Origin of the sequence: Actinoplanes sp. CA-142083 (assembly GCF_050942195.1) — a bacterium.
Lineage (GTDB): Bacteria > Actinomycetota > Actinomycetes > Mycobacteriales > Micromonosporaceae > Actinoplanes.
In genome coordinates this window covers 282430-298762 of sequence record NZ_CP192076.1, presented here as the reverse complement: position 1 = coordinate 298762, position 16333 = coordinate 282430, and the positions used below count along the sequence as shown (strand labels likewise).

The following is a 16333-nucleotide window of genomic DNA, read 5'->3' as shown; positions in this document are numbered from 1 at the left end:
GACCGTTTTATACCCGAGTGGCGCGATGGAGCGCGACAATACCCCCGGTGAGGTTGCGCCAGCCGACCCGGGCCCACGGGCCCGAGGCCCCGATCCGGGCGGCGAGGGCCTCCTGGTCGGGCCACGCACGGATCGATTCCGCCAGATACACGTACGCGTCGGGGTTGCTGGAGACGCCGCGGGCCACGGCCGGCAGCGAGCGCATCAGGTACTGCAGGTAGACCGTGCGGAACGCCGGGTTGACCGGGTGGCTGAACTCACACACGACCAGCCGGCCGCCGGGCCGCGTCACGCGCCCGAGCTCGCGCAGCGCCCCCTCGGTGTCGACCACGTTGCGCAGCGCGAAGGAGATCGTCACCGCGTCGAAGGTCGCGTCCGGGAACGGGAGGCGCAGAGCGTCCCCGGCCAGCAGCGGCACCTGCGGCCGCACCGAGCGCCCGGCCCGCAGCATGCCGATCGACAGGTCGGCGCCGACCGCGTAGGCGCCGGAGCGGGCCAGCTCCTCGGTCGAGACGCCGGTGCCGGCGCCCACGTCGAGGACCCGCTCGCCGGGCCGCAGTCCCAGCGCCGCCCGGGTGGCGCGACGCCAGCCCCGGTCCTGGCCGAAGGAGAGCACGGTGTTGGTGAGGTCGTATCGCTTGGCCACGCCGTCGAACATCTCGGCGACCTCGTGCGGCTGCTTGTCCAGATCTGCGCGCGTCACGAGGCCAACTCTCTCCCATCCAACCGCCCCGCCCACCACCCACACGCGGACTAAAGGCGAACCTCACAAACAGTACGGGCGGGATGGTTGCCCATCCCGCCCGTTCCTTGTGCGTTATATATACGACCGCCATCGGTCGGGTCCGCGGTCGTCAAGCTGCAGCTTGACGTTCCAAGGAAGTTCTCAGCCTTACGGGACTGAACGTAACCAGCGAGAACAGAGGGGTACAGGGGTTTACCGGCCTCGTTACGAAGGAGCAATCGCCCCACGGCCGCTTAACCGACCCCCACCTGTCCGAACGGTGGAGTGCGACCCCCCGAATGGCCGTCCTTACTTGACGTCGACCAGCGGAAGGTTCTTCCGGCCGCCCTCGGGCATGGCGATCGACGAGAAGTGCGAGACGACCCGCTCGTCGGTGGGGTCGTCGGCCTCGGTGTAGTGCACGGCGAGGTGGCGGTAGAGCGTGTCGCGCTGCGCCGGGATCCGCTCGGCGGACCGGATCATCCAGATCAGCTCGTGCAGGTTGGACCGGTGCTTGGCGCCGGCCGAGGAGATCACGTTCTCCTCCAGCATGATCGAGCCGAGGTCGTCCACGCCGATGTGCAGCGAGAGCTGGCCGACGTCCTTGCCGGTGGTCAGCCAGGACGCCTGCAGGTGGGCGACGTTGTCGAAGAACAGCCGGGACACCGCGATGAAGCGCAGGTATTCCATCGTGGTCGCCTGGGTGCGGCCCTTGAGATGGTTGTTCTCCGGCTGGTACGTCCATGGGATGAACGCGCGGAAGCCCCCGAGCCCCGCCGAGCTCTCGACCGGGTCGTCGCGGTACCCGTTGGCCACCGCCAGGTCCTGACAGTCGCGGATCATGCGGATGTGCTCGATGCGCTCGGCGTTGGTCTCGCCGGTGCCCATCATCATCGTCGCGGTCGAGGACAGCCCGTTGCGGTGCGCGATGGTCATCACCTCGATCCAGCGCTCGCCGCTCTCCTTGAGCGGGGCGATCGCCTTGCGCGGCCGCTCGGGCAGCATCTCGGCGCCGGCCCCGGCGATCGAGTCGAGCCCGGCCGCCTTGATCCGCAGGATCGCCTCCTCGATCGAGACGCCGGAGACCTTGGCCATGTGCAGGATCTCGCTGGGGCCGATCGAGTGGATGACGAGCTGCGGATACGCCTGCTTCACCCCGGAGAACAGGCCCTCGTAGTACTCGACGCCGAACTCAGGGTGGTGGCCGCCCTGGAGCATCACCTGGGTGGCGCCGAGATCGACCGCCTCGCCGCAGCGGTGCAGGATCTCCTCCATCGGGTGCGCCCAGCCCTCGTTGTGCTTGGGCGCGCGGAAGAAGGCGCAGAACTTGCACGCGGTGACGCACACGTTCGTGTAGTTGATGTTGCGGTCGATCAGGTACGTGACAATGCCGTCCGGGTAGCGGCGCCGGCGCACCGTGTCGGCGGCCTCGCCCAGCGCGTGGAAGGGCGCTTCGGTGTAGAGCAGCAGCGCCTCTTCCGGCGTGATGCGCCCGCCGTCGGCCGCGCGCTGCAGGATGCTGTCGATCTCCCGATTAGCCGTCACGCTTCGAAGATTACGTCCCCGGCTCGGCGAAGGGCAGCGGCGCGGGTCACCGTCGTACTCTCGATGCCGTCGTTTCAGGGGGTTGAGGTTTGCTCGTCATACAGGGGTGCTGGTTGCCCGGCCGGCTCGCGCTCTGGGCCGAAGGGCCGGATGGCATCGCGCCACTGTCCGACATTTCGGAAATGTCGGGCAAGGCGGAGACCGTCACGCTGCGGCTGCCGGGGACGGCCCGCGGCCCGGCTCCCTCGCCGGAGACTGGGGCGGAGCCGGTCAAGCGATTGAGCCTGCGCTCCTATCCGATCTCGGCGTGGGTCACCCCGTCCGCGGAGGCGCTCGCCGCGCTCGGCGATCCGCCCGATTCGGACGACTGGCTGCCCGCGGCATCCCTGCGCTACCTCCAATTGCTGGCCGGCTTCGCGTGCGATCTGGCCCACCGCGGCCGGATGCTTCCCCAGCTGGTCCTCGAGGCCGGCGTGCCGACCGCCCGCTGGCGCCCGGTGATCACCGGCGCCGACGCCGCCACCTACCGCGACTTCGCCGCCGCCATGCCCCCGGTCGTGCGGGCCGGCGACACCGGCGTGGGCCGCACCCTGCGCGACGCGCTCGACGCCCTGGTCGACGCGGCCGCCCGCAGCGTGCTGCCCGAGCGGCTGCTGCACGGCCACCGGGCCGGCCCCAAGGCGCCGCTGCCCGACCGCTGGATCGCCGCGCTCACCGCCGACGACCCGACGCTGCCGGGCAGCCGCCCCGAGGAGGTGCGCGAGCTCGGCGCCGCCCTGGGCGACTGGATGCGCGCCGCCAACGAGGCGAACGGCCCGGTCCGGGTCAGCTTCCGCCTCACCGAGCCGGAGCCCGAGTCCGACGAATGGCGGCTCGCGTTCGCCCTGCAGTCGGCCGAGGACCCGAGCCTGTGGCTCCCCGCGGCCGAGGTCTGGGAGGGCGCCCGCTTCCCCGGACTGCCGCCGCGGCCCGACGAGACGCTGCTGGCCGGGCTGGGCCGGGCCGTGCGGCTCTTCCGGCAGCTGCACGTGGCGCTGGCCGACCAGCAACCGGCCGAGATGGAGCTGAGCACCGGCGAGGCGCACGACTTCCTGATGCAGGCCGCGCCGCTGCTGCAGGCGGCCGGCTTCGGGGTGCAGCTGCCGGCCTGGGCCGGGCGTAAGGCGGTCGGCCTCAAGCTGACGACCCGCTCGAAGTCCTCTTCTCCGCAGAGCCGGGCCCTGGCCGGCTCCGGCTTCGGGCTGGAGCAGCTGGTCGACTTCCGGGTCGACCTGGTGATCGGCGAGCACACGGTGACCGCCGAGGAGCTGGCCGAGCTGGCCCGGCTCAAGGTGCCGCTGGTACGCGTACGCGGTCAATGGGTTGAGCTCGACGACCGGCAGCTGAAAGCGGCCCTCAAAGCCGTTGGCCGGCGGCGCGAGGGTGAGCTGACCGCGGGCGAGGTGCTCCAGCAGGTGATCGACGGCGGCGAGGAGGATCTGCCGCTGGTCGAGGTGGATGCCGACGGAGAGCTTGGCGACCTGTTGTCGGGGCAGGCGGCCGAGCGGATCGCGCCGCTGCCGACGCCGCCGGGGTTCCAGGGGACGCTGCGGCCGTACCAGGAACGCGGTCTGTCCTGGCTGAGCTTCCTTTCCCGGCTGGGGCTGGGCGGGATCCTCGCGGACGACATGGGTCTCGGCAAGACGGCCCAGACGCTGTCGCTGCTGCTGACTTCACGTTCGGCGAACCCGACCCTTCTGATCTGCCCGATGTCTCTGGTCAGCAACTGGCAGAAGGAAGCCGCCCGATTTGCCCCGTCGATTCGGGTATATGTCCATCATGGCGGGTCGCGTCGCCGCGAAACGATCACCGATGCCGACCTCGTGATCACCACCTACGGCACGGCCGTGCGCGATTTGTCCACTTTGCAGCTGACGGCCTGGGAACGCGTCGTGTGCGACGAGGCCCAAGCGATCAAGAACAGCGGAACCCGTCAGGCCCAAGCGGTGCGCGCCCTCAAAGCCCGTACGCGAATCGCCCTGACCGGAACCCCGGTCGAGAATCACCTCGCCGAGCTCTGGTCCATCATGGACTTCTGCAACCCCGGCCTGCTCGGCCCGGCCAAACGCTTCCGCCGCCGCTTCCAGGAGCCGATCGAGGTGCGCCAGGACGAGGACGCGGCGGCCGCCCTCAAGCGCGCGACCGGCCCGTTCGTGCTGCGGCGCCTCAAGACCGACAAGTCGATCATCTCGGACCTCCCGGAGAAGAACGAGATGAAGGTCTGGTGCACGCTCACCCCCGAGCAGGCGACGCTCTACCAGGCCGTGGTCGAGGACATGATGGCCACGATCGAGAGCACCGAGGGCATCGAGCGCCGCGGCAACGTCCTCGCGGCGATGACCAAGCTCAAACAGGTCTGTAACCACCCGGCCCACCTGCTCAAGGACGGCTCGCGGCTGCCGGCGCGCTCGGGCAAGCTGGCCCGCCTCGAGGAGCTGGCCGAGGAGATCATCGAAGAGGGCGACAAGGCGCTGATCTTCACGCAGTACTCGGAGTGGGGCTCGATGCTCCAGCCGTACCTGGCCGCGCACCTCGACCGGCCGGTGCTCTGGCTCCACGGTGGACTGTCGAAGGGCCGCCGCGACGAGCTGGTCGAGCGGTTCCAGACCGACGACGAGCCGATGCTTTTCCTTCTGTCCCTCAAGGCGGCGGGAACGGGCCTCAACCTGACGGCCGCCAACCACGTCGTCCACTTCGACCGGTGGTGGAACCCGGCGGTCGAGGACCAGGCGACCGACCGCGCGTTCCGCATCGGACAGTCGCGGGACGTGCAGGTCCGGAAGTTCATCTGCACCGGCACGCTGGAGGAGAAGATCGACGCGATGATCGAGCGTAAGAAGGCGCTCGCGTCGTCGGTGGTCGGCACCGGCGAGGAGTGGATCACCGACCTCAACACCGACCAGCTGCGCGAGCTCTTCGCGCTCGACAGTGCGGCGGTGCGCTGACATGCCGATAGATCCCGAAGGACGGTTCTTCGAGGGCGGCAAGGCGATCGCCGTCGAGGGCGGCATCGCGGTGCGGGCCAAGCGCGGCAACATCGGCGAGCAGTGGTGGTCGCGGCGCTTCGTCGACGTGCTCGAGCGCGTCTGCGACGGCGGGCGTCTCGCCCGCGGGCGGGCCTACGCCCGCAAGGGCCAGGTGATGGATTTCCAGCTCTCGGCGGGTTCGGTGACGGCTCGGGTGCAGGGTTCAAGACCCATGCCGTACGAGGTCAGCATCGTCATCGCCGCGTTCGACGAGACACAGTGGACCGATCTGACCGAGTCGCTCGCCGGCCGGGCCCTCTATCGGGCGGCCCTGCTGGCCGGCGACATGCCCAAGGAGATCCTCGGCGTCTTCGAGGAGCACGGCCTGCCGCTCTTCCCCGACCAGCTGGACATCCGGTGCAGCTGTCCGGATTGGAGCGTCCCTTGTAAACACGGGTCGGCCGTCCTTTATGTACTCGCCGAGGCCTTCGACGACGACCCGTTCCTGGTGCTGGCGTGGCGCGGCCGCGACCGGGAGACGCTACTGACGGCCCTGCGCGGCACTCCCGAGCCGGCCGAGGCGGTGGATCCGCTCGCGGTCGACGAGTCGCCGCTCGAGGATCACGTGGCCGACTTCTACTCCCCCGGCATCAGCCTGAGCCGCCTGCGCGAGCGCCCGCCTCGGGTGACCACGCCTCCCGAGCTGCTGCTCCGGGCGCTCGACCCGCCGCCGATCAGGGTGCGGCACATCCCGCTGACCGACCTGCTGCGCCCCGCCTACCGAGACCTGGCGGCGCCGTCGTCCACTGGGGACGACGGCGCCTGAGCGTCAGCCCTTACGCCACTTCTGGTTCGAGGAGCCGGCGCAGTCCCAGAGCTGGAGCTTCGCGCCGTCGTTGGGGTTGATGTCGACGATGTCGACGCACCTGTTGGCCTGCGGGTTGACCAGGTCGCCGGCCGCGCTCAGCACGAACTGCTGAGCGCCGGTGCCGTTGCAGGTCCACAGCTGGATCGCGGCGCCGTTCGCCGTCGACCCCGAGGCGACGTCCACGCACTTGCCGCTCGGGCTGACCAGCGCGCCACCGGTGAACGTCCACTTCTGCGCGTTGGTGCCGTTGCAGGTCCACATCTGCAGCCGGGCGCCGTCGACGAAGTTGGAGCTCGGCACGTCGATGCACTTGTTGTTGAGCGAGCTGATCACCGAGACGGCGCCTGTGGGCGTGGTGCCGCCCCCGCCACCGCTGAACGGCGACAGGATGATCCCGGCCGAACGCGGGTCGCCGTCGTTGACCAGCGATTCGAAGTTGCCGACGTCGTCGAAGGCGAACGCGTACGCCTTGCCGTCCGTCATGTTCGCGTGGATCGTCTTGGCGTACACGTTGGTCGGGTTGTTCTGGTAGAACTGCGCGGCGTTGGTGCTCGGCTGGGTGTCGATCGTGCCGAGCGTGCCCCGGTTGAGCGCGGCGCAGAGCGTCCGCGAGATCGGCCCCACCACCAGGTCGTTCGGCGCCGGCAGGTCACCGTCGCAGCCCCACACGCTGGCCGAGGACGGCCGGTTGAACGAGGCCACCTGCGCCCCCGACGAGTTCGTGAACCGCATGACATTCCCGCTCGTCCGCCCGGTATAGCGAGTGTTCGGCTGGTCGGCGAACGGGACCACGGTCAGGTTCTTGCCGGTGTAGGCATTCCACGCCGAAGCGATATACGAGTCGAGGTACGTCGTGCTCATCAGCCCGGCGCCGGCCGCCTTGCCGGGCGCGAGCACCCGCAGCACCGTGCCGTCCGACCGGGTGTAGACCGTGTTGGCCCACCCGGACGTGCCCTTGATCGTGTTGATCACGTTGGTGCGGCCGTTCGCGACCAGGTCGCCGGTGCGCTTGGTGGCGCCGGCGCTGTTGGTGACGGTGACCGCGTGCGGGATGGCGAACATGTCGACCTGCGAGCTGTTCAGCCAGAGCCCGGCGTCGTTGTAGGTGAACTCGCTCCAGTCGAACAGGATGTTCTGGTTGGCGTCGCCGGCCGCCCACGGCGCGGGCTGCACCAGCCCGTCCGGGGTGAGGAAGAACTTGAGCTTCTCGCCGAGCGAGAAGTAGACCCGGCCGGAGAAGCCGCGCGGGAAGTTGATGGTGGTGCTGCCGCCGTTGCCGGCGCCGGCGATCGAGACGTCGGGCGCGGGCGAGGGCGGGATCTGCCCGCCGCTCCACGCGGTGAACGTGCCGGCCTGGTTGACGTAGCCGAGCCGGCCGGAGGAGAGCTGCACGCCGATGACGTACAGGTAGACCGCGTCGCCGCGGCCGGTGCTGTTGGTGACGGTGACCGGCAGGATGTTCGGGCCGACGGCCTGGGCCGCGGGCGGGGCTATCGCAGCCGCGATGGGGATGGTCAGGGCCAGGGCGGCCAGAGCTCGAAGGACGGAACGCACCGGGGACACCTCTTTCCGTACTGAAAGGGGAGAGCGCTCTCAGGCGAGCGTCGGCTTTGTTAACAACGTGTGTCAATAGACAGGTACGGATGTCGCGCGTCCCCGGGCAAACGTTGTACCGAACGGGCATAGGGTGGGCCCGTGAGCGAGATGAACTACCGCAGGCTCGGCACTTCCGGCCTGGTCGTTTCCGTCGTCGGCATCGGCTGCAACAACTTCGGGCGCAAGCTCGACGCCGACGGCACCCGGGAGGTCGTCGACGCGGCCATCGACGCCGGGATCACCCTCTTCGACACCGCCGACATCTACGGCACGCCGCACGGCGCCTCCGAGGAGTGCCTGGGCGCGGCGCTCAAGGGCCGGCGCGACGAGGTCGTCCTCGCCACCAAGTTCGGCATGAACATGGAGGGTCTCAACGGCAACGACTTCGGCGCCCGCGGCAGCCGGCGCTACATCGTGCGCGCCGTCGAGGCGTCGCTGCGCCGGCTCGAGACCGACCACATCGACCTCTACCAGATGCACGAGCCCGACCCGGCCACGCCGATCGACGAGACGCTCGCCGCCCTCGACGACTTGGTCCGCTCGGGCAAGGTGCGCTACCTGGGCAATTCCAACTTCGCGGGCTGGCAGATCGCCGACGCCGACTGGACGGCCCGGGCCGGTAACCGCACCCCGTTCATCAGCGCGCAGAACCGCTACAGCCTGCTGCAGCGCGGCGTCGAAGACGAGGTCGTGCCGGCCTGCGAGCAGTTCGGGCTCGGCCTGCTGCCGTTCTTCCCGCTCGACTCCGGCCTGCTCAGCGGCAAATACCACCGCGGTGCGAAGCCCGCCGCCGGCACCCGGCTGTCGCTCGACCGCTACCAGCGGTTCCTCGACGGCGCCGACTGGGACAAGATCGAGGCGCTCGCCGCGTTCGGCGCCGAGCGGGGGCACAGCCTGCTCGAGGTGGCGATCGCCGGGCTCGCGTCGCGGCCCGCTGTGACAAGCGTCATCGCCGGGGCGACCAGCGCCGAGCAGGTCCAGTCCAACGCGGCGGCGGCCGCCTGGCAGCTCAACGCCGCCGAGCTGGCCGCTCTCGACGCCATCCTGGGGGCCTGAGCTGTGGCGGCGCGCTGATAGCTTGGCCCTCGTGTCGGTCGCCGACGGGTTGGTGGGCTCCGGGGGGCAGCGCACGTACTCGTACCCGAAAAGGCTCCTCGCCGCCCTCGGCGTGCACTGGCCGCTGCTGGTCGTGCTGGGCGCGGCGACGGCGATGCGCGCCTGGTTCGTCTACGCGTACCCGTATGCGTTCTTCTTCCCCGACAGCGGCAGCTACGCGTTGTCGGCTGTCAACGGCTACCCCAACCAGATCCGCCCGTGGGGCTATTCGGGGCTGATCACGCCATTCCTCGACCAGCCGTACATCCGGATCGCGATCATCCAGCACGTCATCGGCCTCGCCATCACCGTGGCCGGGTACGCGTTCCTCCGCCGGCGCGGCGTGCGGCCGTGGCTGTCCGCGCTCGCCATGGTGCCGTTCGCGCTGGACGCCCGGGTCCTCACGATCGAGCACTACATCCTGGCCGAGACGGCGTACATCGCGTTCACCGCCGCCGGGCTGTTCCTCATCGCCTGGCGCGACAAGGTCGGCTGGCTCGCGGCGTCCCTCGGCGGCCTGCTGCTGGCCGCCGCCGCGCTCACCCGCAGCGTCGGCCTGCCGATCCTCGCGCTCGCCGGGGTCTACCTGCTGGTCCGCCGGATCGGCATCCTGCGGCTGGTGGCCTTCGTGGTGCCGGTCGTGGCGCTGCTCGGCGGGTACATGACCTGGTACCACCAGCATTGGGGCGTCTACTCGATGGGCCAGTTCCAGGGCCGCTTCCTCTACGCCCGGGTCATGCCGATCGCCGACTGCGCCAAGCTCAAGCTCACCGAGGAGCAGCGCCCGCTCTGCATGGCGAGCATGCCCGGCAGCCGCGAGGACTGGAAGCAACGGCCCGACGGGTTCATCTGGAGCACGGCCAGCCCCGCGTACCGGCTCTACCCGGAGGCCAAGGACGACCCGATCCTGCAGAAGTTCGCGGTCACGGTGATCAAGCAGCAGCCCGGCGACTACGTGAAGCTGGTCGCCGAGCAGACCGGGTGGCATCTGTGGTGGCGGCCGCCGATCAACGGCAGCGCCGAGTGCCTGGCGACGCAGTGGCTGCCGCCGTCCAACCCCGGCGATCTGTGCCAGGCCCGCTACTACCTTCCGGTCGAGCCCGGCCGTTCGCCGCCGCCCAACTTCCTGGTGGACAACCCCCAGGCCAAAGCACTTTCCGCGTACGGCGAGCAGGCGACCACGCCGGGCCCGCTGTATGCCGTCGGCGTGGTGGTCGCGCTGTTCGCGGCTGTGTGGCGAGCCCGGCGCCGCCCATGGCGAGACGCAGCGGACGCGCTGATGTTCACGGCCGCGGGCTTCGGTTTGCTGATCGTCAGCGTCGCCACCAGCCTGTTCGACTACCGCTACGCGGAGCCGGCAGTGCTGTTCATCCCGGTCGGCCTGGCACTGTCGATCAACCGCATCGCGGCGCTGGCGAAGACACCCGCTCGTGCAGCAGTGGTCGCCGACGAGCCCGCACCTTCCGAAGAGCCGGCCACTGTGCCGCTCGGCTTGGGCCCGGCGGCCGCCACCACCGACGCCGTCACCACCGTGCCGCTCGGCTTGGGCCCAGACGCCGCCACCACCGACGCCGCCGCCACCGTGCCGCTCAGCTTGGGCCCGGACGCCGCCACCACGGACGCCGCCGCCACCGACGATCCCGAGCCGCCTACCGTCGACTTCGAGCGCGCCGGGACGGCCTGAGCCTCAGACCTCCGCGAAGAGTGGGCCGTCGGCCGGGAGGGCCGGGACCTCGCCGCGGAGGGCGGCCCGCCGGGCGAACTCGCGGAGACCCGCGACCTGGCGCTCGCCGAGCGAGAAGTCGAGCGCGCGGAAGTAGTTGGCCAGGGTGTCCGCGTCGAAGGGCTCCCAGCGCGCGGCGGCCGCGGCGGCCTCGTCGAGCTCGCCCAAACAGAGGTCGCGGGAGCGCTGGAAGGCCTCGTGCACATCCTTGACCGCACCCGGGTTGGCCGCCGCGTAGTCCTTGCGGACCGCCCAGACCGCGAAGACCATCGGCAGCCCGGTCCAGTCCTTCCACGCCTGGCCGAGGTCGGTGACCGTGAGGCCCAGCCGGGGCGCCTCGTACATCGCCCGCAACGCCGGATCGCCGATCAGCACGCCGGCGTCCGCCTCCATCAGCATCTGGGTCAGCTCGGGCGGACAGCGGAAGTACTCGGGCTCGGCCTGGTAGCGCTCGGCCAGCAGCATCTGCGCCAGCAGGACGCCGGTGCGCGACGTCGAGCCGAGTGCGACCGGCCGACCGTCGAGCTCCGCCAACGGCCGGGTCGAGATCAGGTTGACCGAGAGCACCGGCCCGTCGCTGCCGACCGCGAGATTGGGCAGCAGGAGCAGCTCGTCGGCGTGCCGCAGGTACTCCACCAGCGTGATCGGGCCGATGTCGAGGTTGCCGGTCACCAGGTCGTGGCTGAGCTTGTCCGGGGTGTCCTTACGCAGGTCGACGTCGAGCAGGGCGCCGGATCGCATCAGACCCCAGTAGAGCGGGAGGCAGTTCAGAAACTGGATGTGCCCAACCCGGGGCCGACCGGCGACGTCGCTCATGACCTCGACGCTATCCCGCCCGGCCGCAGCCGCGCGGCCGGGCAGACCCCAGGGTGGCTCACATCGCATCGACCATATGCTTCGGCCCACAAATTGTCCGCTTTGCCGCCTCCGCCACCACCAACTCGCCCTCCACCAGCGCCGCCTCGCGCGCCCCAACGTCGCGTGCTCCCACCTCGTGAGCCCGCGCCTCGGGCGCCCGCGACTCCGCTTCCCGCCTTTCGTGCGCCCGCCCGTCTCCTGCCGGCGCATCGATTGCTTGCGTCTCGCCCGTCCGCGTCTCGCCCGTCCGCGTCTCGCCCGTCCGCGTCTCGCCCGTCCGCGTCTCGCCCGTCCGCGTCTCGCCCGTCCGCGTCTCGCCCGTCCGCGTCTCGCCCGTCCGCGCCTCGTTCGTCGGCATCTCGCCCAGCCGCGCCTCATGTGCCGGCTCTTCCTCGGTGCGGCCGACCAGCGGCAGGGCGACCAGAGCCGCCACGAGGCCGAGACCGCCCGCGGCCGCGAGGACCCAGCGCGGTTCGAAGTGCTCGACCAGCGGGCCCGCGGCCAGCAGCCCGATCAGTGAGGCGCCCTGGACCGCCGCCGAGACCATGGCGAACGCGCGGCCGTGTGCGACCGAGGGCGCCCGGCCGGCGACGATCACCATGACGAAGACGTTGATGCCGCCGTTGCCGATGCCGCCCAGGATCCAGAGCGGGACCAGCCAGAGCGCGTTGTCGATCACGATGCTGCCGAGCAGGGGCGCGCATGACCCGGCCACGACCAGCAGCAGGGCCGGGACGGTGATCCGATGGCGTGGAACGCGGCCGAAGGCCAGGCTGCCGATCAGCATGCCGACCGGCCACGCGGCGGCGACCAGGCCGAACACCGTGGTGGAGGCGGCCAGCGTGTCGCGGATGAAGAAGACGTCGACGACATTCACCGCGCTCACGCCGGCCACGACCGCGGCCAGCGCGACCACCATGACGGTGAGCGTGCGGTCATCCCAGATCCGGTACCTCACGTTCTGCGCGACCTCGGTCGCGGCCGCCGGCGTCCGCCGGGTGCGGATCGCGAACCCGGCCACGACCAGCGCCAGGTAGGTGGCGGCGTCGAGCAGCAGCGGGAGGCGCGAGCCGGTCTGCCCGACCAGGAAGCCGGCCAGCGCGGGGGCGATGAGCATGCCGATCACGCCCGCGGTCTGGTTGAGGCCGCTGGCCCGGGCCAGGTTTTCGGGCCGGACCATCCGCGGGACCAGCGCGGCGATCGTCGGCTGAGTGACCGCCAGCCCACACGCGAGCAGCGTGACCAGGCCGATGATCGCCACCGGCTGGTGGACGAACGCGAGTGCCAGGCAGATCAGGCCCTGCAGGAGACCGGCCGCGACCAGGACGACGCGGCTGTCCGCCCGGTCGGCGATGCGGCCGCCGAGCGGGGCAACGAGGGCGAGCGGCAGGCTCGCCGCGACCATCAGGCCGGAGACGGCGAGGCCGCCGTGGCCCGCCTGCTGGAGGACCAGGGCCAGCGTGGTGGCGGCCAGGAAGTCGCCACAGACCGAGACACCCCGAGTGATCGCGAGCAGATAGACGTCAGACCAACGCTCATCGCCAGATGTGAAGGACATACTTCGAAAGTATTCCTTCACATCTGGTGTTGGCAAGCCCCTCCGGTCAGTCCTCGGGGAAAGACGCATAAGTGACGGCCACCCGCCGGACCCCCTCCGGCGCGCTCTCCTGCCTCTCCCGCATCCGGTACGGCTCGACCAGCTCACGCACCTTGGCGTTGATCTCCTTGAGCTCGTCCGCCGTGATCAGCAGCCGCTGCCCCATGATCGTTCCGGCGTCCCGCCACTCGGGCGACTCCTCGGGCTGCCGCCGGATCCACTCCCGCAGCCGCTCCTGATCGCGATGCAGATACATGTCGACCAGCGCCTGCGTCGCGGCCCGCGCCCCCGGCTCGTCCAGGTCGGCGTCGATCCGCAGCCCCGAGCTGGTGCTCTGCCAGACGCGCTCCCGCCCGTCCCCGCGGCTCGGCGCCTGCTCGACCAGCCCGTACTTGGCAAGCTCCCGCAGGTGATAGCTGGTCGCACTCGGCGACAGCCCCACCATGGCCGCCGCCTCGGTAGCGGTCACCGCCGCCCCGGTGTCGTTGAGATGCTCGACGATCTCGATACGCGCGGGGTGAGCCAGCGCCCGCATGACCCGCGGATCCCCGATCCGCATCCCGCCACTGTCCCCACGCCCGTCAGCCATGCCACCCATTCTTCAACTGCGGCCGCGCGGGAACGCTCGTGCCCTACGCGACCTTGAGCTGCTCGTCGCCGAAGTCGGCGATGAAGCGCGCGAGCCGCCTCGCGGGCGGGCGCGGAAAATCGGTGGACGTGGGGAGTGGCGGGCGTAGTGTGGAGGGCCGCTTGACGGCCGTGGTGAGCATGCACCGCAGCGGGCGTCCTCCGCGCCGAGGGCCGGTGGGCCGGTCCCGGATACGCGAGCAGCCTTCGAGCCTGTTTTGAGGATGGACCGTGTCTTCCTTCGATCTGGACACCGAGCTCTCCGCCGAACGCCGGCATCTCTCCGAGTCGCGGGCCGCGCTGGCCCGGATGCGGGGGCGCGCCGAAGCCCTCTACTCGACCGGCTCCGAGGTGGCCGGCGATGCGTACGGCGCCGAGGCGCTCGGCCGCACGTTGTCGCGCCGGGTGGCGGAGCTCGCCGACGATCCGACCACGCCGCTGTTCTTCGGGCGGCTCGACATCGAGGAATCCAACTACTACGTCGGGCGGCGGCACGTCACCGACGACGCCGGGGAGCCGATGGTGCTCGACTGGCGGGCGCCGCTGTCGCGTTCCTTCTACCGGGCCAGCGTCCGCGATCCGCAGGGGGTGGCCACCCGGCGGCGGTTCGGGTTCGTCAAGGGTGAGCTGACCAGCTTCGAGGACGAGCATCTCGACCGCGGCGAGGAGCTGGGCACCAGCAGCCGGATCCTGACCGCCGAGATCGAGCGGCCCCGCGTCGGGCCGATGCGCGACATCGTGGCGACCATCCAGCCCGAGCAGGACGAGCTGGTCCGCGTCGAGCTGGGCGACTCGATCTGCGTGCAGGGCGCGCCGGGCACCGGTAAGACCGCGGTCGGGCTGCACCGGGCCGCCTACCTGCTCTATCTGCACCGGGAAAGGCTGCGCCGGTCGGGTGTGCTGATCGTCGGGCCGAACACGGCGTTCCTGTCGTACATCTCGGCGGTTCTGCCGGCTCTCGGCGAGGTCGAGGTGCAGCAGGCCACGGTGGACGGCCTGATCGGGCGGCAGCCGGTGCGTGCCGTCGACACCGAGGCGGCGGCGCTGGTCAAGCACGACGTGCGGATGGCCGAGGTGCTGCACAAGGTGCTCTGGTCGCGGCTCGCCAAGCCCACCGAGGCGATCATGGTGTCGGACGGGAGCTACCGGTGGCGGATCGACCCGGAGCCGCTGCGCCGGATCGTCGACGAGGCGCGCCGGGAGGGCCTGCCGTATGCGGTCGGGCGGGATCGGGTGCGGGCCCGGGTGGTCGGGCTGCTGCAGCGGCAGTCGGAATACCGCACCGGCAACTCCCCGAACGAGTCGTGGTTGCGCAAAATGTCCAAAGTGGCCCCCGTAACGACCTTCCTGGACACGGCCTGGCCGGTCGTGACCCCCGAGCAGCTGGTCGTAGAAATCCTGGTAAATCCGGAAAAGTCGGGCGACAGCCTTAGCGCGGACGAGCAGGAAGCAATCCGCTGGACCAAGCCGCCCAAAACGGCCAAGTCAGCAAAGTTCAGCGCCGCCGACCTGGTCCTGATCGACGAGGCGGCCGGCCTTCTCGAGCGGGAGAACAGCTTCGGCCATGTCGTGGTGGACGAGGCCCAGGACCTCTCCCCCATGCAGGCCAGGGCAATCGCCCGCCGCAGCGAGCACGGCTCGATCACCCTCCTCGGCGACCTCGCTCAGGGCACCGCCCCCTGGGCGGCCGCCGACTGGCGCGAAACCCTGGGCCACCTGGGCAAACCCGAGGCGAGCGTGGTGCCGCTGACGGTCGGCTTCCGCGTCCCCGCGGTCGTGGTCGCCCTGGCCAACCGCCTGCTACCGGCGCTCGCGGTGGACGTGCCCGAGGCGGTCTCCCTCCGCCGCGACGGCGATCTCTCGATCATCCCGGTCGAGGAGCGGCAGCTCGACGCGGAAACCCTGGTCGAGGTGACCGCGGCCCTGGACCACGAGGGCTCGGTGGCCGTGATCGCCGCCGACACCGCGGTGGACCGGCTCCGCGCCCACCTGGCGGCCGCGGGCATCGAGAACGCGACCCCGGACGATGTCGAGACCGAAGCGCGGGTCACGGTGGTGCCGGCGACGGTGGCGAAGGGCCTCGAGTACGACCACGTGATCGTCCACGAGCCGGCGGACATCGTGGCCGCCGAGGCACGCGGGCTCAACCGCCTCTACGTGGTGCTGACCCGTGCCGTCTCGCGCCTTTCGGTCGTACACGCGAAGCCTTTGCCGGAAGCTCTCACCGAGGCAGCGGCTTGACCCACCGGGACCATTCGGCCTGCCGGCGATAGCCGGCGGCCTCCCACGCACCGTGCGCACCCGTGTTGTCGTCGAGCACCATCGCGTCGGCGCGGGTGCCGCCCAGCGCCCGGAACCGTTCCTCGGCGGCGTCGATGAGCCCGCGCCCGATCCCCTGCTTGCGGCGTGCCGGCGCGACCGCGAGCCGGTAGACATGGCACCGCCAGCCGTCCCAGCCGGCGATCACGGTCCCGACGATCTCGTTGCCGTCGATCGCGAGCAGCAGCGCGTCGGGGTCGCGCAGGTGCAGCGCGGCGAGGGCGGCGTGCGTGTCGGTGGGGCGATTCTCGTTCTCGGCGGCCTCCTCCCAGAAGTCCAGGACGGCACCAAGGTCATCAACGGTCGCGGGCCTGATCATCACACCTCGAAGCCTAGCCAACTTTATGACACAAACCTCTTTGACTTTGTGCTGTAA

General features: G+C 70.6%; 13 protein-coding genes. 5 read left to right on the top strand and 8 right to left on the bottom strand.

Going from position 1 to position 16333, the window contains the following annotated elements; translation table 11 throughout:
• Positions 1–7: 7 nt before the first annotated feature.
• Both ACQPZX_RS01435 and mqnC read right to left on the bottom strand, forming a co-directional pair.
• Complete coding sequence (locus ACQPZX_RS01435; protein WP_433384922.1) at positions 8–658, bottom strand: demethylmenaquinone methyltransferase; 651 nt, start codon at positions 656–658, stop codon at positions 8–10.
• A gap of 375 nt (positions 659–1033) precedes the next feature.
• The gene (mqnC, locus tag ACQPZX_RS01430) at positions 1034–2269 is read right to left on the bottom strand and encodes a cyclic dehypoxanthinyl futalosine synthase (RefSeq protein WP_433373219.1); all 1236 of its coding nucleotides are present in this window, start codon (positions 2267–2269) and stop codon (positions 1034–1036) included.
• Positions 2270–2451: 182 nt separating this feature from the next.
• Here mqnC and ACQPZX_RS01425 point away from each other — a divergent pair, with 182 nt between their 5' ends.
• Positions 2452–5253 carry a DEAD/DEAH box helicase gene (locus ACQPZX_RS01425; RefSeq protein ID WP_433373216.1) on the top strand — a complete coding sequence of 934 codons (2802 nt, stop codon included), beginning with the start codon at positions 2452–2454 and terminating at the stop codon, positions 5251–5253.
• A gap of 1 nt (position 5254) precedes the next feature.
• Positions 5255–6100 carry an SWIM zinc finger family protein gene (locus ACQPZX_RS01420; protein ID WP_433373213.1) on the top strand — a complete coding sequence of 282 codons (846 nt, stop codon included), beginning with the start codon at positions 5255–5257 and terminating at the stop codon, positions 6098–6100.
• 3 nt (positions 6101–6103) lie between these two features.
• On the opposite strand, the gene ACQPZX_RS01415 is transcribed toward ACQPZX_RS01420, so the two are convergent.
• A complete protein-coding gene (locus ACQPZX_RS01415; protein ID WP_433373210.1) occupies positions 6104–7696 on the bottom strand; it encodes a beta-1,3-glucanase family protein in 1593 nt (530 codons plus the stop codon).
• Between the two features lie 150 nt (positions 7697–7846).
• Between ACQPZX_RS01415 and ACQPZX_RS01410 the strand changes: the two genes are divergently transcribed.
• Together ACQPZX_RS01410 and ACQPZX_RS01405 are read left to right on the top strand one after the other, a co-directional pair.
• Positions 7847–8794 (top strand): aldo/keto reductase, encoded by a 948-nt coding sequence (locus ACQPZX_RS01410; protein WP_433384919.1) that lies wholly within the window; start codon positions 7847–7849, stop codon positions 8792–8794.
• Positions 8795–8825: 31 nt separating this feature from the next.
• Positions 8826–10517 (top strand): phospholipid carrier-dependent glycosyltransferase, encoded by a 1692-nt coding sequence (locus tag ACQPZX_RS01405; protein WP_433373207.1) that lies wholly within the window; start codon positions 8826–8828, stop codon positions 10515–10517.
• Between the two features lie 3 nt (positions 10518–10520).
• Here ACQPZX_RS01405 and ACQPZX_RS01400 read toward each other — a convergent pair whose 3' ends face one another.
• From ACQPZX_RS01400 to ACQPZX_RS01385, 4 genes are read right to left on the bottom strand one after another with little or no spacing between them, the layout of a single operon-like run.
• The gene (locus ACQPZX_RS01400; protein WP_433373204.1) at positions 10521–11372 is read right to left on the bottom strand and encodes a menaquinone biosynthetic enzyme MqnA/MqnD family protein; all 852 of its coding nucleotides are present in this window, start codon (positions 11370–11372) and stop codon (positions 10521–10523) included.
• 58 nt (positions 11373–11430) lie between these two features.
• The gene (locus ACQPZX_RS01395; protein ID WP_433373201.1) at positions 11431–12972 is read right to left on the bottom strand and encodes an MFS transporter; all 1542 of its coding nucleotides are present in this window, start codon (positions 12970–12972) and stop codon (positions 11431–11433) included.
• 46 nt (positions 12973–13018) lie between these two features.
• Positions 13019–13600, bottom strand: a complete 582-nt coding sequence (locus tag ACQPZX_RS01390; RefSeq protein ID WP_433373198.1) for an ArsR/SmtB family transcription factor — start codon at positions 13598–13600, stop codon at positions 13019–13021.
• 43 nt (positions 13601–13643) lie between these two features.
• Entirely contained in the window at positions 13644–13781 is a 138-nt protein-coding gene (locus ACQPZX_RS01385; RefSeq protein ID WP_433373195.1) for a hypothetical protein, read from the bottom strand.
• An 88-nt stretch (positions 13782–13869) separates the two neighbouring features.
• Here ACQPZX_RS01385 and ACQPZX_RS01380 point away from each other — a divergent pair, with 88 nt between their 5' ends.
• Positions 13870–15879, top strand: coding sequence for a HelD family protein (locus tag ACQPZX_RS01380; protein WP_433373193.1), 2010 nt, complete (start codon positions 13870–13872; stop codon positions 15877–15879).
• On the opposite strand, the gene ACQPZX_RS01375 is transcribed toward ACQPZX_RS01380, so the two are convergent.
• Positions 15860–16276: a GNAT family N-acetyltransferase gene (locus tag ACQPZX_RS01375; protein ID WP_433384916.1), complete on the bottom strand. Its 417-nt coding sequence runs from the start codon at positions 16274–16276 to the stop codon at positions 15860–15862. The genes ACQPZX_RS01380 and ACQPZX_RS01375 overlap by 20 nt on opposite strands.
• Positions 16277–16333 lie beyond the last annotated feature (57 nt).

Coding starts and splice junctions, on each gene's coding strand:
- ACQPZX_RS01400 (WP_433373204.1), bottom strand. CDS start 11,372: ATGAGCGACGTCGCCGGTCGGCCCCGGGTTGGGCACATCCAGTTTCTG.
- ACQPZX_RS01385 (WP_433373195.1), bottom strand. CDS start 13,781: ATGCTCACCACGGCCGTCAAGCGGCCCTCCACACTACGCCCGCCACTC.
- ACQPZX_RS01425 (WP_433373216.1), top strand. CDS start 2,452: ATGTCGGGCAAGGCGGAGACCGTCACGCTGCGGCTGCCGGGGACGGCC.
- ACQPZX_RS01390 (WP_433373198.1), bottom strand. CDS start 13,600: ATGGCTGACGGGCGTGGGGACAGTGGCGGGATGCGGATCGGGGATCCG.
- ACQPZX_RS01395 (WP_433373201.1), bottom strand. CDS start 12,972: ATGTCCTTCACATCTGGCGATGAGCGTTGGTCTGACGTCTATCTGCTC.
- ACQPZX_RS01375 (WP_433384916.1), bottom strand. CDS start 16,276: ATGATCAGGCCCGCGACCGTTGATGACCTTGGTGCCGTCCTGGACTTC.
- ACQPZX_RS01410 (WP_433384919.1), top strand. CDS start 7,847: ATGAACTACCGCAGGCTCGGCACTTCCGGCCTGGTCGTTTCCGTCGTC.
- ACQPZX_RS01420 (WP_433373213.1), top strand. CDS start 5,255: ATGCCGATAGATCCCGAAGGACGGTTCTTCGAGGGCGGCAAGGCGATC.
- ACQPZX_RS01435 (WP_433384922.1), bottom strand. CDS start 658: ATGTTCGACGGCGTGGCCAAGCGATACGACCTCACCAACACCGTGCTC.